Here is a 20,221-nt window from a genome sequence, read left to right as displayed (position 1 = left end):
ATTTATTCTTTTAAAAGTAATTTAGTTAAAACTTTTGCAATAATTGTTAAACTTATGATCATGATAATTAAGTAAGTAAAAGACATCGAGGCCGCATATCCCATTTGAAACTCTCTTAATCCTTTAATAAAAATATAAAAACTTGATGTTTCAGTTGCAGTTCCAGGACCACCTGAGGTTAAAACATACACCGTATCCATAATTTTAGATGCCTCAATTAATCTTATAATTATTGCCCCAATTGATATGGGAGCCATAAGTGGAAAAGTTACATAAATAAATTTTCTAACAGGACTAGCTCCATCAATTGCAGCTGCCAAAAATGGTTCTTTAGGTAATGATAATAATCCCGCTAATAAAAGTAGAAACATAAAAGGTGTCCACTGCCAAACCTCGACTATAATAACTGTAAATTTTGCAAGAGCTGGGTCGGTTAACCATTTGGGAGATAAACCAAAATTAGATAAAATATCATTTACAGGTCCTAAAGACTCATGAAAAAATGTACGCCAAATAACCGTCATGATAACTGGTGTTGTCATCATAGGTACTAAAAACAAAACTCTAAAAAATCTTTTAAATTTGATGTCTTTCCAAACCATGTGTGCGAGAGCAAATCCAATCACATACTGTAGAATTACTGTTGTAACTGACAAAAAACTTAATCTAAAAAAAGATTCCCAAAATCTTGGGTCATCAGTAAAAAGACGTATATAGTTTTCTATACCTATAAAATCTAAGCCCGGATTATAACTATTCCATCCAGATAAACTTAACCTTACCACAAAAATAATTGGAAAGATTAAAATTCCAATAAGCACAAATAGACCTGGAAACAAAAAGAAATATTTATGCTTAAAGTTCATTTATAAATTGGATTATATTATTTTTTTTATATGTGGCCATTTTAATAAATGGCCACATAAATTAAGTATTATTATAGTTGGTTGTCTTCCATTTTGACACCAACAGCGTAGGCATCTCTTACTGCTTTTTTACCTACTCTGCTTACAATTGCTTCCCACTCTTTAGCAACTTCATCTAGTGCTTCCTGAGGAGATAATTGTCCTGCTAAAGCTTTAGAAGTTCCTGTAGCGACAGCACTTGTAAACTCAAATACACCTGGAACTCTTAGTGGGAAAACTCTGTTTTGACTTTTCTCCATATCTAAAAGTGTTTGTGTATAACTGTTAGCGATCTCTGGATCCCAACCCATACTATTAATATAAATATTAGGGTCGAAGTCAGAGTTTTTGAATGGGTTTACACCAAATCTACCTATTGCTAAGTCAGCTTGGTGGTTTGCTCCGTTTGAGAAGAAGCAAAGATAATCAAACGCCATATCTTTTACTTTACTTTTCTTAGCAACACCAACTGCCCAACCCCAAACAATGTAAGGAGCTTGGTTGTATTGGTTTTCCCAGCTATTTGTAACTCTGTTCCAAACTCTATTAGCACCTGGAAGTGGAGCTGTACCTACTTTGTTTTTAATAGGACTATCATCTTGCATCGCAGCAATAAATGCATCATCCCATGAAAAACTAAATAAAGTTTGTCCACCACCAAAAGATCCAATTTCATCACCTAGACCAAAGTTAATTCCTCCTGGAGGAACATATTTAGTAGCCTCAACCCAATCAGTTAAAGCTTCAACGAAACCTGGATTATTAATGTTTGGTTTCATAGTTTCTAAATCAAAAAAGAAACCACCTGGAGTTCTTGGATTTTTAGCATATGCAACTGATCTGCTGAAAAAAGCTGCGAACATTAGGTCGTCTTTTTTCATAACTTCAGCTGAACCATATTCTAACTCACCGTCTCCATCCCAGTCCCAACCATTAAAGAATTTAGCCATTTCAGCATACTCTTTCCAAGTTGTTGGAACTTTTAGATCTTTTCCTGTCTCTGCTTTATATTTTTTTTGCATTTCAGGATTATCAATGACGTCTTTTCTATATTTTAGATAATGTCTATCACCATCAACTGGGTACTGGTACATAGTTCCATCCCATGAAGATACGCCCATATGAGATTTAGTTACGTCTTTCATCTCTGTTGAATTCATATACTTCTTAGGAACTGGTGCTAAATATCTTTTCCAGTCATTGATAAAGTTAGAAAATCCAAACACAATATCGTAAGGTGCTTGTCCAGCTTGGAAAGGAACCATCGCTTTAGAATACAAATCACCTGCTGGTGTATGTGTTACTTCAACTTTAGCTCCAGTTAATTTTTCAAACTGTTCAGCATGAAGAGCTGTTGGCTCTCCCATTACTGGAATTGCATGAGTATTTATTTTTAGAGTTTTTCCTTTATAATTTTTCTTAGACATTTCTTCATAAGAACAATCACCTGGAATATCTCCTGTTGCTTTGATATGCGGGAATTGATCACTCCACTTATCTGCATATGCCATCGGGCTAAATATCATCATGCTTGATATTACGGCCGTTAAGCAAGTTTTTATTATTTGCATTTTTTCCTCTCCTCTTTTTAATTATGGAACTAAAACAGCCCGGCCCTTAACTTTACCCTCGTTAAGATCATGGAGTGCTTTATTAGCATCGTCTAATTTATATTCTTGCATGGATAATTTGACTAAACCTTTGTTAGCCAATTCCATTAACTCATATAGTTCAGACCACGTTCCCACTAAATTTCCAATTATACTTTTTTCAGCAATGATTAAATCAACTGCAAGGCTTTTTATTTCTTCACCATAACCGACGATGTAATAACTTCCTCCGCCTCCAGTCATTTTTAATCCCATTGATGTTGATCCTTTTTCTCCAACAAAATCTATTACAGCCTCAGCACCTTTACCTTTTGTTAGCTCCAGTACTCTTTCAACTTCATTACCATCAATCAGAACACCCTCATCACCACCAAGTGGCATAGCATGATCTAAAGCTGTTTTGGATTTTTCAACAATAATAATATTTGCTGCACACATTGCTCTTAAACATTGAATTGCAATATGACCCAAACCTCCAGCGCCAATTATCACACAATTTTGTCCAGGTAATAAATGCCTAGATGCTTTTTTTACAACTCTATAAGCTGTAAGTCCTGCGTCTGAGAACGGTGCAACATCTTTAGGTGTAAGTACCGTTGGTAATTTAATTAAATTTCTAACACTTGTTTTTAATAACTCTGCATACCCACCTTCTTTAATACTTAGCCCTGGAAAAGCACCTGCCTCAGCATGCATATCATTTCCCCTTCTACAATCTAAACATGTTCCATCTGTTCCTGAGATTAAAGGGTGTAAGATTACAGGATCACCTTTTTTAAAAGTTGTTACATCTTTTCCAACTTCCTCAACCCATCCTGCATTTTCATGTCCCATAACACATGGTAATAACTTTCCATCTGGATCTTGAATATGTTTCCAAACACCTTCAATGATATGAAGGTCAGTTCTGCAAACACCCGCTGCTCCGATCTTAACTATTACATCTGATGATTTTTCTAATTTTGGATTTGGCATCTCTTCGCCTGTGACCCATACTTTTTCTTTCATTTCAGGATCATATTTATGTAAAACTTGTGCTTTCATTTATTTCTCTCCCATTAATTATTAAATTAGCTTATTAAAAACTAAGTTTTGTTGGGAGTCTTTTGAAATCAAAACTGTCCAGTTTATTTACATATTCAACCTGAGGTTGGTTGTCATCACATATCTATATAATTAATATAATTTCTTATGAGCACTCCTCTAAACTTAAATAATGAGATTAAATTTATTCTCAAAAAAAGAGATATGCTATCAGAGAAAATGAGTGATGAAGTCTCTGACAGTTGGGCAAGATGTGTCTCCTCTGGTCTTAATCCTTTTTCTAATCCAAAAAAAATTGTCATCTCATCTCAAGAATTAAAAGAAGCAAGACAGAAAAAAGAGGCTTTAAGAAGAATAATTATTCCTGAACTTGAACTTTTATATTCACAGGTTGCTGGTACTAATTTTATGGTAGCTTTTTCTAATGAGGAAGGATTAGTGCTGGATACTATTTTTGATAAGTCTTGTTTAAAAGAAGATGTTGGTAAATCTGTAATACCCGGATCTATTTGGTCTGAAAAGATTTGTGGAACTAATGGTCTAGGGTTAGCTACGAAATTAAAGAAATCAACTATTGTTTCAGGCAAAGAACATTTTTTTGTAAATCATGAAAAATTATCTTGTTTTGCAAGCCCAATTATTGATTACGATGGAAATACAGTTGGAATAATAGATGCATCAACAGATGCAAGATCTCGAGAACAACACACCCTTGCTTTAGTAAATTTAGCTACAAGAAGTATAGAAACTAAACTATTTATTAATCAATTCTCGAATGAATTAATATTATCTTTTCATCCAAGACAAGAATATTTATCGACAACAAGTGTAGGCTTGTTAGCTATCAATGGTGATGGAAATATTGTGGGCTCTAACTCTAATGCAAAAATTATGCTGCATGGTTTAGTAGATTTAAAAAATCAAAATTTTAACAACATATTTACGAATTCATTTTCATTAATTGTTCAAGATTTACTTAATGGGAAGGTAATTAAAATTAGTGATTATTTGGGTTCATCAGTTTTCTTAACTCAAAATAAAAATTTCAATCAAAATAAAGATTTTTTAAATTTAGATAAGTCTTATGCATGTAATAATTGCAAAGATACTAAAATAAAAAAACAGAGATGTACTTTAATTAGAGCGACTTTTTTAAAAACAAAAAATATCGCAGCAACTGCTAGAAAACTCGGAATATCCAGAACAACAATCTACAAACACATTAATAATTAAAACTATTACTTTTTTTCAAAAAATAAAAATAAGAAAATAGTGATGTTAAAAATACAAAAGACATCGATAATCTAAATGAATTAATTTCATTCATTCCAAGATTAATTCCAAAATCAATAATTATACCAATTATCCATTGGATAAAAAATGCACCAACAAATAATAATAAATTAAAAGATGTTAGTGCTTTACCAGCATTTGAAGTAGAGAAAGCCATTCCCACAGCGGGCTGAGTTAATGATAAATAAATTGAACTTACTGCAAATAAGGCCCAGTAAGATGCGCCCGCGCTAGAGCCTAAATAAATAATTAAAAGTAACACTATTAAATTTAAAGGAGCACCCCACCTTAATAGTTTGACTGCATCTTTAATATTTTTAGAAAATTTCGGAACAAAATATCCCCATAACAAAAAAGAAAAAAGCAAACAAAAATAAATTAAAAACAATCCTTTCGCACTTTCTTCCGCAGTATAACCGGACACTCTAGTCATCCATGGACCTGCCCAAAGTGTTTGGATAGCAAAAAGGCCACCATAATTAAAAAAGCCCACAGGCACTAGGCTTCTAAAAAATGAATTTTGCCAAACATTTTTCAGTTCAGCATATTCTATTTTATTTAATTTTTCTTCAGTTTGCCATTTAGGAATAAAAAGAATAATTAAAATTATACAAATCAATGTAAGTACAGTTAAAAAAATAAAAACTCCTCTCCATCCAATAGTGGGAATAAAATATTGTACTGGTAAACTAGAAGACAGCATTCCTATTGCACCAACCATAAGCATCCACGAATTTGCTCTTTGTTGAGTTTCATCTAGATACCAGACTCTATAAGCTGTTAATGGACCCATTAAACAGGCACCAACTCCAATACCAATTAATATTCTTGAAACTAAAAGCATTATAAAATTTTGTGCGTAAGCAAATAAAATTAATCCAACTATTGTTATTGATAAAAAATATGAAACTATTTTTCTTGGTCCTTTAGAGTCTAGCAAATATCCAAGGGGAATTTGAACAGTTGCAAAACCTAAAAAATATCCTCCTCCCAGCAGACCAAGTTCTGCAGCACTTAGATCAAATTCTGAAACTAATTCTGGAGATATAGTTGCGTTAATAGCTCTTAATAATGTTGAAATAAAATAACCTAAAGCAAAAATAAGAAAAATACTTACAGCTTTTGATTGTGCTAAAATGGGTTTGTTCATTAAGATTTTTGTAAAAATTAATTTACTTTATTTTTGCAGTTACCAGTTTCAAAAAACTCATTGATATTATCTATCGCTAAGTTAGCCATAGCAATTCTGGTATCCTTAGTTGCACTACCAAGATGAGGTAAAATAAAAACCGATTTATTTTTTAAATATCCGGGATTTAAATTAGGTTCATTTTTATAGACATCTAATCCTGCTGCATAAATCTTTCTTCTATTTAAAGCATCAATTAAAGCTTCATCGTCAACAATATCTCCTCTTGCAACATTTGTAATTACTGCTCCTTTTGGAAAATATTCAACTGTTTCTTTATTAATCATGTTCTCAGTTTCTTTTGTTGCAGGACAACAAATGGATAAAACATCTGAAACTGAAAAAAGACTTTTTAAACTGTAATGATAAATAGCACCTTGTTCTTTATCTTCAGAAAGTTTTGATCGATTATGATAATGAATTATCATCCCAAGTGACCTTGCTATATTAGCAATTTTTTGACCTATTCGACCCATCCCTAAAATTCCAAGTCTTGTTCCTGTTAATTGTTTACCAATTAAATAATCAGCAGACCATTTCCAATTACTTTCTCTTGCAGCTTCAATTCCTTCTGAAGCTCTTCTACAAGCACCTAATATTAATAAAATTCCAATCTCTGCTGTTGCATCAGATAATACTTCTGGAGTATTTGTGACTGCTATTCCTCTTTTTTTTGCAGCCTCAAGATCAATATTACCAAACCCAACTGCAAAATTTGAAATTACTTTGATACTGTCGGGTAATTTATTAATAGTTTCCTCATCCATTTTATCAGTAAGAGAAGTTAATACTGCATCACATCCTTGCGTTAATTCAATGAGTTTTGATTGAGAATACAACTCATCATTTGAATTTAAATTAGCATCAAACATTTTAGAGGCTTTGTCTTCACTCTCTTTTAATAATCTTCTAGTAATTAAAATTTTTTTCATAAATTTTTAAGTTAACGCAGTTGGTTTAGGTCCACCTGTATACCAATCTAATACTTCGATCGTATGAAGTATCGGCACCTTAGTACCATGAGAAATTTGGGTAATACAACCAATATTTCCTGTTGAAATAAAATCTGGTTCTAAACTCTCAATATTATTTACTTTTTTTGTTAAAAGTTGCTTTGCAATTTTAGACTGAAGAATATTATAAGTTCCAGCAGAGCCACAGCATATATGGCCTTCTGGTATTTCTAAAATTTCATTTTTTGTTTTTTCAAGCAATGAGATAGGCTGGTTGTGAACTTTTTGACCATGCTGCATAGAACAAGCTGAATGATAAGCAACTTTATATTTTTTATTCTTAGATTTAATATTTAATTTTAAACTTTCAAATATATATTCTGAAATATCCTTAGTTAATTCAGAGATTACTTTTGCTTTCTTGCTAAGTTCCTTATCATCTCTAAATATAAAACCATAATCTTTCATAGTTGTTCCACAACCAGATGTGTTAGATAAAATGGCATCTAAATTTCCTTTTTTATGTTCTTCATACCAAACATTGATATTATTTTTAAAGTCTTGATGTGCATCCTCTTCTTTACCAAGATGATGATTAAGAGAACCACAACATCTAATTTTTTTTGGCACAACTACTTCAACACCATGTCTATTCAACAATCGAATAGTTGCTTCATTAATTTGAGGTGAAATTTCTTTTTGCACACACCCAGTTAACAGTGCCACTCGTGCGATTTTCTTTTTACCAGTTACTTTATATATCTCTTTAATGGGTAAAGATTTTTTTGGAAAACTAGTCGGCATTAGGTCCATCATATCTTTTACTTTTGATGGCATTAAAAATTTTATTGGTTTTGCTAATTTTACAAGCCAACTTGAAAATTTAAAAACTTTTGGGTTAGGAAGAGTAATTGATAAAAAATATCTTATTAGTTTATCAAAAAAACCTCTCTCATAATTTTTTTCGATATATTTTTTTCCGTGGTCAATGATGTGCATATAATTTACACCTGATGGGCATGTGGTCATACAGCTGTAACAAGATAAGCATCGATCAATATGTTTAACTACTTTTTCTGTTGGTTTTTTATTATTTTCCAACATATCTTTAATCAAATAAATTCTACCTCTTGGCCCATCAAGTTCATCACCTAGAATTTGGTGTGTTGGGCATGTGGCATTACACATTCCACAGTGAACACATTTTTTAAAAATTTTTTCAGTCGCTTTGTTATCACTATTTTCTAATTGTTTATCTGAAAAATGAGTTTGCATTAAATTCCCCTATACATTTTACCAGGGTTAAATATTCTTTTTGGGTCAAAACTTTTTTTAATTTTTTCTGAAATCATTAATCGTACAGGGTCTACTGTAAATATTGTTTCCTCATAATCATACTCCTCAGAAGTTTTAATAATTGTCATGTATCCACCAAGTTCAATAGATTTCTTTTTAATTTCACCAACTTTATTATTCTTTTTAGGAGGAACTTCGACCCAAAATAATGACCCACACCAATCAATATAATATTTAAATTTATTTCCTAGATAGCTCATCATTTCAGAACCATTTGCAGGTTCAATTACAATTCTAAGTAAGTTGTTTTGCGTATTTTGAAACAATTCCAAATTATTTATTTTTTTCCAAAAAGGAGATGATTGATAATTATCGAGTGTAGCTATTTTGAATTTTTTTAAATCTAGTTCTTTTGTAATTTTTTTTGTTTTTTCATTAATTGAAACTTTATCACCTTCAAGTCTAAGAGCTAGGTAAGGTCCTGTAAAATCTAAATCATTGAATTTAAAAATAGTTTCTTTATTTCTAATAAACATACTGTCGTCTGGTTCATCTGGTAAAAAAACTGCTCCAGTTATTTCACTGCTCGATGAAGCAATTTTATCAAACAAATCATAAATTTTTTTCCTATCATCCACCTTAATAACAATAGTATTTGTTAATTGTTTTTTAGGTAAAACCTTTAGAGTTATTTCTGTTAAAGCTACTAGTGTTCCGAAAGCTCCAGATATGAGTTTTGAAAGATCATAGCCAGTTACATTTTTAACAACAGTACCACCAGATTTTATGATATCGCCTTTACCATTTACTCCTCTAAATCCTAGCACATGGTCTCTGACACTTCCGACTTTAAATCTTCTTGAACCCGCATAATTACAAGACAAATATCCACCAATTGTTCCCTTATTTGCTTTACCATTTTTTATGTAACCAAAATCTAATGGTTCAAATGCTAACTCTTGATCATTTTTTTCTAAAGCATCCTCTATTTCTTGCAAAGGTGTACAAGCTTTAACTTTGATATAAAGTTCCTCAGGATAATATTCTATAATTCCTGATAGTTTTGATAATGAAACTTTATTCGCAGCTTGAGTTTTATTACCAATAAAATTTTTAGAATTAGATCCTGTTAACTCTATAGATGAATTTTTTTTATAAAAATCCTTAACTAAATCTGAAACCTCAAGTTCATCTTTAGGATAAAAAATATCGTTAGAATCTTGGAAGATCTGGGAATTTGTTTTCTGTTTTGTGGACATGTACCCTTCCTTCCTCAACACACTTCTTTAAAATTGGATAAACTTTACCTGGATTTAATAAGTTTTTCTCATCTAAAGATTTTTTAATATCTAATTGCTGTTGAATGTCGTGATCATTGAACATTTCACACATTAATTCTCTTTTTTCAATTCCAATACCGTGCTCTCCAGATATTACACCTCCAAGTCTGACACATGTTTTTAAAATCTCAGCACCAAACTCCTCTGTTTTACGTAATTGTTCTTTATCACTTCCATCGAACATAATTAGTGGATGTAAATTTCCATCACCTGCATGAAAACAATTTGCAACAGGTAAATTATATTTCTTAGATAATTTTTGTATTTCAAGTAATGTTTGTGAAAGTTTCCCTCTAGGTATAACACCATCCATACAATAGTAGTCTGGTGCCATTGCCCCACATGCTGGGAATGCAGCTTTACGTCCTGCCCAAAACGATAATCTTTCTTTTTCATTTTTGCTTAACTTTAAGCTTGAGCAATTATTCTTCTTTGCAATTTCACTAACTTTTTTTAGTAATTCGTTTACCTCTGACTCAGTTCCATCAAGTTCAACAATTACTAATAATTCTGCATCTCTTGGATATCCTGCTTTACTAAAATTGTCTGTTGCTTCAATTAATGCTTTGTCCATAATTTCCATACCGGCTGGAACTATCCCGCTTGATATAATTTCAGATGCTGCATCTCCTCCTTCTTGGATTGAAGGAAATCCTATCAAAGCTGCTTTAACTACCTCTGGTTTTTTTAAAATTTTAACTGTTACTTCTGTTACAACTCCTAACAACCCTTCAGATCCACAAATTAATCCCATCAAATCATAACCCTCTTGGTCAAATGATTTTCCACCAATTCTAGTTATAGTTCCATCCATCATAACCATTTCGACACCTAGGATATTATTCGTGGTTGTTCCGTATTTTAAAGAATGAACACCACCTGAGTTTTCTGCAACATTTCCACCAATTGAACATGCTAATTGACTTGATGGATCTGGAGCATAGTAAAACCCTTTGTGCTGAACTGCATGGGTAATACCTAAATTAGTTACACCTGGTTGAGTAACTACACATCTATTTTCAAAATCAATTTTTAAAATTTTATTAAACTTTCCTAAACCTAAAACAATTGCATCTTGTAAAGGTAGTGCACCACCTGACAATCCTGTTCCAGCACCTCTTGGAATAACTTTTATATTTTCCTGATAACAATATTTTAAAATTTCACTCACCTCATTTGTATTCTCAGGTAATACAACAGCTAATGGTGTTTGAGTATAAACTGCTAAAGCATCTGTTTCATAGGGCTTGATTTCATCTGCGTGACTTAGAACATTTTCTGAATTTGTTAATCTTAAAAGATTTTTTACAATTTCATCTTTTCTTGAAACTATTGATTTATCTATTTTTGGTAAAGCCAATTCAGTCATAGCTTTAACCTAGCATTTTTTTGATGTTTTCCAATGCGTTAGAAATGTTGTCTTTTGATGCGGCGTAACTAAATCTTACGTAATCTATTGAGGTTTTTCCAAATGCTGTTCCAGGAACAATTGCAACACCTGCTTCATGCATTGCTTTTTTGCAAAACTCAGATCCATTCATTCCTGTTCCGCTTACATTTGGAAAGGCATAAAATGCTCCACCTGGCATACTACATTCGACACCTGGTAAATTATTTAAACCTTCATGAATTAACTTTCTTCTCTCATCAAATTTTTTCATCATTTCATGTATTGGATCATCAGGACCATCCAGTGCAGCTATTCCTCCAAATTGCGATGGTACATTCACACATGAAAAACTATTAATTATTAATTTTGTAACATGTGGAATTAACTCTTCGGGCCAAACACTCCAGCCCATTCTCCATCCTGTCATGGCATACGCTTTACTCCAACCATCCAAAACAATTAATCGATCTTGTAAGTCAGGATAGTTAAAAAAAGTTGGCATTTCTTTACCATCAAAAATTTGTCTACTATAAATTTCATCACTTAAAATTGTTACATGCGGATGTTTTTTTAAACCTTCAGCCAAAACATCGACTGTAGATTTTTCAACAAAACTGCCTGTTGGATTATTTGGATTAATCAAAATTAACATTCTAGTTTTATCAGTAATTAAAGATAAGATTTTCTCAGGATCAAATTTTAAGTCTTTATCATCTGTTAGGTCGTATGGAACCGCTTTTGCACCAGAATAATTAATCATCGACTCATAAATTGGAAAACCAGGTGTAGGGTGAATGATTTCGGTTCCAGGCTCACCCAAACATTGAATTGCAAAATACATAGTAGGCTTACCGCCTGGCATAATTAAAATTCTCTCTGGATCTACATCTTTATTATAAAGTTTTTTAATTTTTCTTGATACAGATTGCCTACATTCTAAAAGACCATTTGCTAATACATATCCATGATGACCATCATCTAAAGCTTTTTTTGCAGCATCAACTATATGTTTTGGTGTTTTAAAATCAGGCTGACCTAAACCTAAATGGATCATAGGTTTGCCTTGAGCTTCTAATTTTTTTGCTTCAGCCAAAACACTAAATGCAGATTCAGTGCCTAATCTTTCAAGACTCTTTGCTAATTTCATTTTATTTTCTGTAAATAATTTTAGTTCTATTTAATTCACTAATGTTTTTACAACCCATTAGTACCATGTTTCTGTTAATTTCATCATGCATATTTTGCAATAGACGTTCAACACCTGGTTGACCTCCAGCACCTAATGCAAATAAAAACATTTTTCCAAAACTACAAGCTTTTGCTCCAGCTGCTAAAGCTTTTAAAACATGGGTTCCTCTTCTTACTCCTCCATCTAAAATAATTTCTAATTTATCTCCAACTGCATCAGATATTTCTTTTACTTGATCAAATGGAGATCTAGAACCATCCAACTGTCGTCCTCCATGATTTGAAATCATTATTGCAGTGCAACCAATATCTATTGCTCTTTTTGCATCTTCAACAGACATCACTCCTTTTAGAGCAAAAGGCTTTCCCCATTTTTTTACACAATATTCAGCATCTTTCCAATTCATTGCGGGATCGTATTGTTCATTAATGTACTCAATTACAGATTTTGCAATGTTAGTTCCCTTATCAGTTTTTGTTGCAACATTAGCCAATTGAAATTTTTCATGGGTAAAATAATTAAAAACCCATTTTGGATGCATTGCAAAACTCATTAAACTTTGAAGAGTTAATTTTGGTGGTGTTGTAAATCCTGTTCGGTGATCTCTTTCTCTATTTCCAGCAACCAATGTATCAACTGTTAAACACATCCCATCAAAATTTGCTCTTTTACACCTTTCAATTAAATCATCGGTAATACCTTGATCTTTATGAACATAGAGTTGAAACAATTTAGGACCACTTGAAACATTTGATATTTCTTCAATAGTAGTGTTTGCCATTGTTGACATGCTATAAAAAGTTCCAAATTTCTCTGCTGCTCTTGCAGAAGCTTTATCTCCTTCATGATGATAGAGTCTTTGCATAGCAGTAGGTGCTAAGAATATTGGCATGTCTATTTTTTTGCCAAACACCGTTGTTGACAAATCTGGCTTTCCTACACTTGCAAGAACATTGGGTACTAAATCACAATCGCTGAATGCATCCGTATTTCGTTTTAAAGTTATTTCATCATCTGCACCACCATCAATGTAATGGAATATAGGTGAAGGAAGATTTTTTTTTGCAAGTTTTCTAAAGTCACTAAAATTGTGACAATCTTTTAAATTCATAATTTTTATTAAAAATTTCGAATAAAATTAAACATGTAACTATTTGCACCAGGATTTTTATCTCCTAAACTTGCATTTGATACGTGATTATATGAAACACCAAAACTTGTTTTATCCGATGCAGCATAAGATAATTGAACTTCAGATTTGAATTCCAATACATGACCTAGATCTTTTCCATCTCCCTCATGATATAGTCCTGGAGCAAAACTAGGTGTAAAAGTCAATCCTCCCATATCCACGTTCCATTCTATTCCGGTATAAATATATGCAGCAGAATTTTCCGTAACAAAACCACCTGTAATTGGAGATACGTTTCCTAGGAATGTATCTCTATTTAAATTCTCATTTTGATGTTGAAAACCAACTAGAATTGCTTTTTGCTTATCATCACTAAAATCAAAGTTACCTGTAAAGAAGTTTATTTGATGTTCATTATTGTTAACCTCTTCTCCAAAAGCAAAACTAGATGAAGAAAAAATTAATAATAAAATAATAATTAAACGTTTTAAAATCATTGACTTTATTTAGCAGATTATTTTTTAAATTTTATAAGTTTTTTTGCTATTATCGCACCACCTAAAAATAAGATCAATAGAGGTAAAAACCATAATAAATAGGTATTTTTATTAAATTTTGGATCATATAAAATCCAGTCTCCATATTTATCAGTTAAAAATTTATAGATTTGGTCTTCTGTTAACCCTTGTTGAATTTTATTCTCAACTACCAATTTTAGGCTCACTGCAAATTCTGAGTCAGAATCATAAACTGATTGTCCTTGACAAACTAAACATCTCAAATTTTTAGTTATCTCTTTTTTTAGTTCATTCTCGCTAGCATTTAATAAATTAAAGGAAAAAAAAGTTAAGAATAAAAAAATAAATTTGTGTATCTTCATTGAATTATTTGCTCAATTTCTTTAATCGAATTTTCATTAAGTGGACCGATAAATTTTTTAACAATTTTATTATTATATATTATGAAAGTCTCAGGCACTCCAAAAGCCCCCCACTCAATTGCTCTCGTACCGTCCTGATCTATTAAAATTTCTTTGTATGGATTACCTAATTCATTTAAAAATTTCTCAGCGTTTGAGATCTTATCTTTGTAATTTAAACCTATAAGGTTTAAATTTTTATTTTTACTTAAAGCAACTAAAATTGGATGTTCATCTCTACAAGGTACACACCAAGAAGCCCATATGTTAAACAGATAAAATTTATTCTCATCAAAAAGTTTTTGAGATTCTATTTCCTCTTTTGAAAAAAATGATTTTGATATAAATTTAGGAATTTCTTTTATTTCACTCTTAGGTTCATAAAAACTTGATTTATTTAAACCTTTATAAAAAATTACAAATGCAAATATAAAAGAAATTATTATCAAAAAAGAAATTATTCTTCTTTTCATAAACTTTTCCGTTTAAAAAAACTAATTGATCCACCTAAAGAAATTAATAATACTGATATCCAGATCCATAACATAAATGGTTTTACCTGATATCGAATATTAAAATATTCTTCATTTTGAACTGTATTCATCGTAATAAATTTATCCGATAAAAATGTAATTTTAATATCAGCTTCACTAGTAATAATATTTGGTTGGTTATAAACTCTCAATTCAGGCTCTAATTTTTCTTTAGAATTGTTGTCTTCTATTAAAAAATAACCTTTAAATGATAAGAAATTTTTCTCTTCAAATTTTTTAAGATCATTAAATTCAATTTTAAATTTTTCATTTTTAAAAGTTTCACCAACTTTTAAATTTGTTATCACTTCGCTTGAAAAAATATTGTTAAATAAAATACTTAAAATCAGTAAACTAAAACCGAAATGTGCTAAGTTTTGAGAAAAATTTTGAGTCTTTTCTCTGAAAAAATCTCTAACTGTAATAAAGAATAAATAAAGGGCGCTTCCAATTAAAATAGTGTTGATTAATAAATTATTTCCAAAGTTTTTTACAATCACAAAAGATATCACAAAAGAAATAATTAAAAGAAATGCTAAGTACTTTTTTCCTTCTAGTGAAGAAGATTTAATCCATTTTAACTGAGGACCTAATGCCATGAATATCAAAAAAGGAATTAAAAAAGGAATTATTAATTTATGATAAAAAGGAGGTCCAACAGATATTTGTTCAGATGAAATAACATCTAAAAAAATTGGATAAACTGTTCCAATTAAAACCACTGACAAAAAGTACATCATTAACCAGTTATTAATTAATATTGATGTCTCTTTGCTAAATAATGTAAATGAAATTACCTCTTCTTTGTCTGATTTATGAAAAACAAAAAAAACAAATAGTGAAACAAAAATAAGTACAAATAAAAAAGATAAAATAAATAGACCTCTTTCTGGATCATTTGCAAATGTGTGTACAGAGTTTAAAATTCCAGATCGTACCAAAAAAGTTCCACACATACTTAATGTGAATGTTGTTATAGATAATATTATTACCCATGATCTAAGAGTAGATCTTTTCTCTAAAACTAAAACACAATGTAATAATGTTGTTAATGCTAACCATGGCATTAGTGAAACATTTTCTACTGGATCCCAAAACCAAAACCCTCCCCATCCCAATTCATAGTAAGCCCAAATCGATCCTAGCAAGATTCCTAGTGTTAAGAATAACCAAGATATTAATACCCACTGTTTAATATGAGTGGCCCATAACTTTGAAATATAATTCAAACTAGTTGCAGCTAGTACACTCGAAAAGATTATGGAAGATCCAACATAGCCTAAATAAAGCATTGGTGGATGAATTGCTAATGCAGGATCTTGTAATATAGGATTAAGACCCAACCCTTCTGTTGGAGTTGGAAAAATATGATTAAAAGGATTTGAAGAATCGATTAGAAAAATAAAAAACCCAATGATTATTATTTGCTGAAATAAAACTGTTAAAATTCTATAATTTTTTAATAATTTTTTAGATCTAAGTAAAAAAATAAATATAAAAAGAGTTAGAACTAGAAGCCATAATAATAAACTTCCTTCATGGTTACCCCAGGTACCAGAGATTTTATAAAACAAAGGTTTTGTTGTATGAGAATTATTATAAACAGTTTCATTGCTAAAGTCAGAAATTATAAAAGAGATTATTAAACCTAAAAAACTAGTTATAACTAATAATAATTGGATAAATGAAAAACCAATAATTTTACTATCAAAGATACCCTCATTTTTGAAATTTTTTATTGAAAAAAAAAATATAAGTAAAGATACAACAAGACCAAAAATTAAAGAGTAATATCCAATTGTACTATAGATCATTATTTTTCTTCTAAGGCTGCCTTAACTTCTGGAGGCATATAATTCTCATCATGCTTTGCAAGAATTTTTGACGCTTCAAAAAAATTCCTATCTTTTAAGAATCCTTCTGCAACAACACCTTTACCTTCAGAAAATAAATTTGGAACAAGTCCTGAATATGTAACATTAATCTCATTTTTAAAATCTGTTATTGTAAAATTAACTTCATCAGTTGACATATTTATTGAACCTTTTTTTACCATTCCTCCAATTCTAATTTTTTTAGTATCAAGTTCGCCAACTGATTTAATCTCTGATGGAGATTTAAAATAAACTACGTTCTCTTCTAAAGATTTAAGTACTAAAAAAACTGATAAAACTAAAACTGATATAATTAAAATTATGAAAAAAAATCTTAGTTTAACTTTTCGACCATACATGGCTCAAAAGTTAAATACTTTGGCTGCCAGATAAAATTTCTTGGTTGATAGTTTGAGTTCTTGCTATTTTAGCTTTTTGAGCATCAAGCTCACCATACTTAGCTATGAATTTATTTTTCTCTCTAATGTATTGAACCTTCGTTACTGAATACAAAGTTGCAAAACTTAAAAGTGTAAATGAAAATGCAGACCAAACATAAAGTCCGTACCCATTCATATTTAATAATTCATTAATCATAATCTATCTAATCCTTTATTTTTTAACTTTATCAATTCTGTATTATATTTCATTAAAAAAATTAGCAGAGAAAATAGGGCAAATGCCGCAGTCATGATCATCAGCGGAAGAAGCATTGATGAGTGAATGGCAGATTTAGACATGATGTTAATGGAGGCTGGCTGATGAAGTGTATTCCACCAATCAACAGAATATTTAATAATTGGTATGTTTATTATTCCAAAGATGGTTATCAAAGTTGTTATTTTGAGAACTTTTTCTTTGTCCTCATAAATTCTCCAAGCAATTAAATATAATAAATAAAAAATAGCTAATATTAACATTGATGTAATTCTTGCATCCCATGCCCACCATGTGCCCCACGTAGGTTTTCCCCAAATAGAACCAGTAACCAATGCAATAATATTAAAAACCAAACCTGAAGGCGCTAAACTTTTTGCAATTAAAAAGAAATTCTTATTTTTAAAAATATATCCACTTAGAGATAATAATGTAATAGAAGAAAAAATTCCTAGTGAAATCCAGGCTGCAGGAACATGCACATACATAATCCTCACAGAATGACTTTGCTTATAGTCCTCTGGAGATAAAATTAGAGCTTCTATTAAACCAATTGAAATTACCGCTATAAAAAGTGCCATTACATATTTTGGCGCTTTTGAAGTAATTAAAAATATTTTATTTGGTTCAAAAATTTTAAACATAAATTAAGTTATGATGGTTTTAGTATGAAAGATATATCTGATCAAGAATGTAGAGGGAGATAATGATAAGGGTAAAATTCACACCCTTGACCAGATATTAATGAATTTCTAACTAATCTCTATGACCAAGATTTGAACCAAATGTGTTGAAATAGTGATTTTTTAGTTTGATGGCTTAAAATAACTAGACCCTTTTTTACCAGAAAAAATTTCCTCAATTAATGGATGTTTAATAGGTTCGTCAGAGTCATCCATTAGAAGATTCTGTTCTGACACATAAGCTTCATATGTAATCTCATCATTTTCAGCAAGTAAATGATAAAAAGGTTGATCTTTTCTTGGTCTCACATTTTTTGGAATAGATTGATACCATTCTTCAGAGTTATTAAATTCAAAATCAACATCATATATCACACCTCTAAATTCAAAGTGTTTATGTTTTACAATGTCGCCGATTGAAAACTTAGCTTTTTGTATTGCCATTGAGTTTAATATGGAGATTTAGAATAAAAAATCAATAAGAAAAAAGATAAAGTTTTTATGACACAACTAATTATGTTAATATCTTTTCAGTGAACAAATCTTTTTTAAAATTTCTCACAGATTTTGGGCCTTTAGCGATATTTTTTTTCTATTATTACAGTAATGACAAAAATTTATCTGTAGCAATTCCTCCATTAATTATTGCGACAATAGTCGCGCTAATTGTAGTCTGGGTATTTGAAAAAAAAATTCCTCCAATGCCTTTGGTCAGTGGAATTTTAATTACTTTTTTTGGTGGACTTACTATTTATTTTAATGACCCTATATTTATTTATGTTAAGCCAACTATAATTAATATTATGTTTGCTTTAGCATTATTTTTTGGCAAATATTTTACAAATGAACCAATCTTAAAAAAGATAATGGGAAAATCTATACCTTTAAGTGATATTGGTTGGGAAATTCTAAATAAAAGATGGATGTATTTCTTCTTTGGTCTTGCTCTATTAAATGAATTTATTTGGAGAACACAGTCTGAAGAGTTTTGGGTTAACTTTAAAGTTTGGGGTATGCTGCCAATAACAGTTATTTTTACAGGATTTCAAATTGGTTTAATTAATAAATATAAAATAAATGAATAACAATTTAAGACTCGTAGTAAACAACTCACACAAAAAAATTGAGGAGAAACACTTTTTTGAAAAAGATGAATTACAAATAATTCTAGATTTATACGCAAAAATGGTCTCGGAAGGCTCTTGGAGAGATTATGGACTTAGTATTTCAAGTAAACAGGTAAGCTTTAGCGTTTTTAAAAATGCAGCAGAAAATGCTCTCTATAAAATATGCAAAAATTTTAAACCTAAGAATAAAAACTTAAAATATCTAATCACTGATACTAATGGTAAGATTTTAAAGAACTCTTTTGAACTTAAGAGTTTACTTAAAAATACTAACTGGAAAAAACTTTAGAATTTTATCTTCTTTGACCAAATAATCTTAGCAACATGATAAACAAGTTGATGAAGTCTAGGTAAAGAGTTAGAGCGCCCATCACCGCTTTTTTTCCAACTAATTCACCAGAGTCGCTTGCAACATACATGTTCTTAATTTTTTGTGTATCATATGCTGTAAGACCAACGAAAATTAACACTCCAATTATTGATATTGCAAAATACATCATTGAAGATTTTAAGAATATGTTAACTAATGAAGCGATGATTATTCCAATCAATCCCATCATTAAAAATGAACCAAACTTAGTTAAATCTCTTTTAGTAGTGTAGCCATAAATACTCATCGCACCAAAGGTTGCTGAAGATATAAAGAACACTCTTGTTACACTTAAACCTGTGTAAACCAATAAAATCGATGATAATGATAAACCCATTAAAGCTGCAAACACCCAGAATGTAGTTTGAGCTTTTGAAGCACTCATTTTATTAATTCCAAAACTCATATAAAAAACTATTCCTAATGGCGCTAACATTACAATCCATTTTAAGCCAGACATGTAAATCGCACTTCCAAATTGTGTTAGAGATACAATTGCTCCATTAGCATCTGTTACAACAGACATTTTAAATGATAATAATGCAATGATTCCAGTTAATAGAACACCAGTTGCCATATAGTTATAAACTTTAAGCATGTAGGCTCTTAGGCCTTCATCCATTACTGCTGCTGTTTGTTGGGCTGCTTTTTCTCTATTTAAGATACCTTGTTTGTCAAATTCCATAATGAGTTAGATATAATAGTCTTTTACTAATT

General features: G+C 30.6%; 22 protein-coding genes. 3 read left to right on the top strand and 19 right to left on the bottom strand.

Going from position 1 to position 20,221, the window contains the following annotated elements:
- Window positions 1–2: 2 nt before the first annotated feature.
- The 3 genes from ACTTAU_RS01665 to ACTTAU_RS01655 all read right to left on the bottom strand — a co-directional run bounded on the left by ACTTAU_RS01665 (window position 3) and on the right by ACTTAU_RS01655 (window position 3,559).
- On the bottom strand, window positions 3–866 hold the full coding sequence (locus ACTTAU_RS01665) for a carbohydrate ABC transporter permease (RefSeq protein ID WP_085114993.1): 864 nt from the start codon (window positions 864–866) through the stop codon (window positions 3–5).
- Window positions 867–937: 71 nt separating this feature from the next.
- The gene (locus tag ACTTAU_RS01660; protein ID WP_085114992.1) at window positions 938–2,476 is read right to left on the bottom strand and encodes an extracellular solute-binding protein; all 1,539 of its coding nucleotides are present in this window, start codon (window positions 2,474–2,476) and stop codon (window positions 938–940) included.
- Window positions 2,477–2,497: 21 nt separating this feature from the next.
- Window positions 2,498–3,559, bottom strand: coding sequence for an NAD(P)-dependent alcohol dehydrogenase (locus ACTTAU_RS01655; RefSeq protein WP_085114991.1), 1,062 nt, complete (start codon window positions 3,557–3,559; stop codon window positions 2,498–2,500).
- 147 nt (window positions 3,560–3,706) lie between these two features.
- Here ACTTAU_RS01655 and ACTTAU_RS01650 point away from each other — a divergent pair, with 147 nt between their 5' ends.
- Window positions 3,707–4,792, top strand: coding sequence for a GAF domain-containing protein (locus ACTTAU_RS01650; protein WP_438306142.1), 1,086 nt, complete (start codon window positions 3,707–3,709; stop codon window positions 4,790–4,792).
- Here ACTTAU_RS01650 and ACTTAU_RS01645 read toward each other — a convergent pair.
- The 15 genes from ACTTAU_RS01645 to hspQ form a co-directional block, all read right to left on the bottom strand.
- Window positions 4,782–6,002 carry an MFS transporter gene (locus ACTTAU_RS01645; RefSeq protein ID WP_438306144.1) on the bottom strand — a complete coding sequence of 407 codons (1,221 nt, stop codon included), beginning with the start codon at window positions 6,000–6,002 and terminating at the stop codon, window positions 4,782–4,784. The genes ACTTAU_RS01650 and ACTTAU_RS01645 overlap by 11 nt on opposite strands.
- 17 nt (window positions 6,003–6,019) lie before the next feature.
- Window positions 6,020–6,973, bottom strand: coding sequence for a 2-hydroxyacid dehydrogenase (locus ACTTAU_RS01640; protein ID WP_438306146.1), 954 nt, complete (start codon window positions 6,971–6,973; stop codon window positions 6,020–6,022).
- 6 nt (window positions 6,974–6,979) lie between these two features.
- Window positions 6,980–8,269 (bottom strand): glycolate oxidase subunit GlcF, encoded by a 1,290-nt coding sequence (glcF, locus tag ACTTAU_RS01635; RefSeq protein ID WP_085114987.1) that lies wholly within the window; start codon window positions 8,267–8,269, stop codon window positions 6,980–6,982.
- Window positions 8,269–9,549 carry an FAD-binding protein gene (locus ACTTAU_RS01630; protein ID WP_438306148.1) on the bottom strand — a complete coding sequence of 427 codons (1,281 nt, stop codon included), beginning with the start codon at window positions 9,547–9,549 and terminating at the stop codon, window positions 8,269–8,271. Before ACTTAU_RS01630 ends, glcF begins: the two co-directional genes overlap by 1 nt.
- Window positions 9,503–10,999, bottom strand: a complete 1,497-nt coding sequence (locus ACTTAU_RS01625; protein WP_438306149.1) for an FAD-linked oxidase C-terminal domain-containing protein — start codon at window positions 10,997–10,999, stop codon at window positions 9,503–9,505. Before ACTTAU_RS01625 ends, ACTTAU_RS01630 begins: the two co-directional genes overlap by 47 nt.
- Window positions 11,000–11,003: 4 nt before the next feature.
- Window positions 11,004–12,167 (bottom strand): pyridoxal phosphate-dependent aminotransferase, encoded by a 1,164-nt coding sequence (locus ACTTAU_RS01620; protein WP_438306151.1) that lies wholly within the window; start codon window positions 12,165–12,167, stop codon window positions 11,004–11,006.
- A gap of 1 nt (window position 12,168) precedes the next feature.
- Window positions 12,169–13,320, bottom strand: a complete 1,152-nt coding sequence (locus tag ACTTAU_RS01615; protein WP_085114983.1) for an alpha-hydroxy acid oxidase — start codon at window positions 13,318–13,320, stop codon at window positions 12,169–12,171.
- Window positions 13,321–13,328: 8 nt separating this feature from the next.
- Window positions 13,329–13,838 carry an acyloxyacyl hydrolase gene (locus tag ACTTAU_RS01610; RefSeq protein WP_438306153.1) on the bottom strand — a complete coding sequence of 170 codons (510 nt, stop codon included), beginning with the start codon at window positions 13,836–13,838 and terminating at the stop codon, window positions 13,329–13,331.
- Between the two features lie 17 nt (window positions 13,839–13,855).
- On the bottom strand, window positions 13,856–14,221 hold the full coding sequence (locus ACTTAU_RS01605; RefSeq protein WP_438306155.1) for a cytochrome c-type biogenesis protein: 366 nt from the start codon (window positions 14,219–14,221) through the stop codon (window positions 13,856–13,858).
- Window positions 14,218–14,733 carry a DsbE family thiol:disulfide interchange protein gene (locus ACTTAU_RS01600; protein WP_438306157.1) on the bottom strand — a complete coding sequence of 172 codons (516 nt, stop codon included), beginning with the start codon at window positions 14,731–14,733 and terminating at the stop codon, window positions 14,218–14,220. The genes ACTTAU_RS01605 and ACTTAU_RS01600 overlap by 4 nt, the downstream gene beginning before the upstream one ends.
- On the bottom strand, window positions 14,730–16,607 hold the full coding sequence (locus ACTTAU_RS01595) for a heme lyase CcmF/NrfE family subunit (protein ID WP_438306158.1): 1,878 nt from the start codon (window positions 16,605–16,607) through the stop codon (window positions 14,730–14,732). Before ACTTAU_RS01595 ends, ACTTAU_RS01600 begins: the two co-directional genes overlap by 4 nt.
- Window positions 16,607–17,026 (bottom strand): cytochrome c maturation protein CcmE, encoded by a 420-nt coding sequence (gene ccmE, locus ACTTAU_RS01590; RefSeq protein ID WP_438306160.1) that lies wholly within the window; start codon window positions 17,024–17,026, stop codon window positions 16,607–16,609. Before ccmE ends, ACTTAU_RS01595 begins: the two co-directional genes overlap by 1 nt.
- A 10-nt stretch (window positions 17,027–17,036) precedes the next feature.
- Entirely contained in the window at window positions 17,037–17,264 is a 228-nt protein-coding gene (ccmD, locus tag ACTTAU_RS01585) for a heme exporter protein CcmD (protein WP_438306162.1), read from the bottom strand.
- Window positions 17,261–17,968, bottom strand: coding sequence for a heme ABC transporter permease CcmC (gene ccmC / locus ACTTAU_RS01580; RefSeq protein WP_438306164.1), 708 nt, complete (start codon window positions 17,966–17,968; stop codon window positions 17,261–17,263). The genes ccmD and ccmC overlap by 4 nt, the downstream gene beginning before the upstream one ends.
- A gap of 162 nt (window positions 17,969–18,130) precedes the next feature.
- A complete protein-coding gene (hspQ, locus tag ACTTAU_RS01575; protein WP_085114975.1) occupies window positions 18,131–18,451 on the bottom strand; it encodes a heat shock protein HspQ in 321 nt (106 codons plus the stop codon).
- Between the two features lie 89 nt (window positions 18,452–18,540).
- Here hspQ and ACTTAU_RS01570 point away from each other — a divergent pair, with 89 nt between their 5' ends.
- Window positions 18,541–19,092 carry a septation protein A gene (locus tag ACTTAU_RS01570; RefSeq protein ID WP_438306166.1) on the top strand — a complete coding sequence of 184 codons (552 nt, stop codon included), beginning with the start codon at window positions 18,541–18,543 and terminating at the stop codon, window positions 19,090–19,092.
- Complete coding sequence (locus tag ACTTAU_RS01565) at window positions 19,085–19,423, top strand: DUF2794 domain-containing protein (RefSeq protein WP_085114973.1); 339 nt, start codon at window positions 19,085–19,087, stop codon at window positions 19,421–19,423. Before ACTTAU_RS01570 ends, ACTTAU_RS01565 begins: the two co-directional genes overlap by 8 nt.
- Before the next feature lie 4 nt (window positions 19,424–19,427).
- Here ACTTAU_RS01565 and ACTTAU_RS01560 read toward each other — a convergent pair whose 3' ends face one another.
- Entirely contained in the window at window positions 19,428–20,189 is a 762-nt protein-coding gene (locus ACTTAU_RS01560; RefSeq protein ID WP_438306168.1) for a Bax inhibitor-1/YccA family protein, read from the bottom strand.
- Window positions 20,190–20,221 lie beyond the last annotated feature (32 nt).

Origin of the sequence: Candidatus Pelagibacter sp. HIMB1505, from assembly GCF_052047915.1 — a bacterium.
GTDB lineage: Bacteria > Pseudomonadota > Alphaproteobacteria > Pelagibacterales > Pelagibacteraceae > Pelagibacter > Pelagibacter communis_A.
Note: the sequence above shows the minus strand (reverse complement) of the source record. Positions and strands in the feature narration are given on the sequence as shown.

Bases quoted from the DNA above. Each gene is read 5' to 3' on its own strand.
- ACTTAU_RS01600 (WP_438306157.1), bottom strand. From the start codon at position 14,733: ATGAAAAGAAGAATAATTTCTTTTTTGATAATAATTTCTTTTATATTT.
- ACTTAU_RS01625 (WP_438306149.1), bottom strand. From the start codon at position 10,999: ATGACTGAATTGGCTTTACCAAAAATAGATAAATCAATAGTTTCAAGA.
- ACTTAU_RS01620 (WP_438306151.1), bottom strand. From the start codon at position 12,167: ATGAAATTAGCAAAGAGTCTTGAAAGATTAGGCACTGAATCTGCATTT.
- glcF (WP_085114987.1), bottom strand. From the start codon at position 8,269: ATGCAAACTCATTTTTCAGATAAACAATTAGAAAATAGTGATAACAAA.
- ccmC (WP_438306164.1), bottom strand. From the start codon at position 17,968: ATGTTTAAAATTTTTGAACCAAATAAAATATTTTTAATTACTTCAAAA.
- ACTTAU_RS01605 (WP_438306155.1), bottom strand. From the start codon at position 14,221: ATGAAGATACACAAATTTATTTTTTTATTCTTAACTTTTTTTTCCTTT.
- ACTTAU_RS01595 (WP_438306158.1), bottom strand. From the start codon at position 16,607: ATGATCTATAGTACAATTGGATATTACTCTTTAATTTTTGGTCTTGTT.
- ACTTAU_RS01630 (WP_438306148.1), bottom strand. From the start codon at position 9,549: ATGTCCACAAAACAGAAAACAAATTCCCAGATCTTCCAAGATTCTAAC.
- ccmD (WP_438306162.1), bottom strand. From the start codon at position 17,264: ATGATTAATGAATTATTAAATATGAATGGGTACGGACTTTATGTTTGG.
- ACTTAU_RS01560 (WP_438306168.1), bottom strand. From the start codon at position 20,189: ATGGAATTTGACAAACAAGGTATCTTAAATAGAGAAAAAGCAGCCCAA.
- ACTTAU_RS01660 (WP_085114992.1), bottom strand. From the start codon at position 2,476: ATGCAAATAATAAAAACTTGCTTAACGGCCGTAATATCAAGCATGATG.
- ACTTAU_RS01610 (WP_438306153.1), bottom strand. From the start codon at position 13,838: ATGATTTTAAAACGTTTAATTATTATTTTATTATTAATTTTTTCTTCA.
- ACTTAU_RS01615 (WP_085114983.1), bottom strand. From the start codon at position 13,320: ATGAATTTAAAAGATTGTCACAATTTTAGTGACTTTAGAAAACTTGCA.
- ACTTAU_RS01655 (WP_085114991.1), bottom strand. From the start codon at position 3,559: ATGAAAGCACAAGTTTTACATAAATATGATCCTGAAATGAAAGAAAAA.
- ACTTAU_RS01640 (WP_438306146.1), bottom strand. From the start codon at position 6,973: ATGAAAAAAATTTTAATTACTAGAAGATTATTAAAAGAGAGTGAAGAC.
- ACTTAU_RS01565 (WP_085114973.1), top strand. From the start codon at position 19,085: ATGAATAACAATTTAAGACTCGTAGTAAACAACTCACACAAAAAAATT.
- ACTTAU_RS01665 (WP_085114993.1), bottom strand. From the start codon at position 866: ATGAACTTTAAGCATAAATATTTCTTTTTGTTTCCAGGTCTATTTGTG.
- ACTTAU_RS01650 (WP_438306142.1), top strand. From the start codon at position 3,707: ATGAGCACTCCTCTAAACTTAAATAATGAGATTAAATTTATTCTCAAA.
- ccmE (WP_438306160.1), bottom strand. From the start codon at position 17,026: ATGTATGGTCGAAAAGTTAAACTAAGATTTTTTTTCATAATTTTAATT.
- hspQ (WP_085114975.1), bottom strand. From the start codon at position 18,451: ATGGCAATACAAAAAGCTAAGTTTTCAATCGGCGACATTGTAAAACAT.
- ACTTAU_RS01645 (WP_438306144.1), bottom strand. From the start codon at position 6,002: ATGAACAAACCCATTTTAGCACAATCAAAAGCTGTAAGTATTTTTCTT.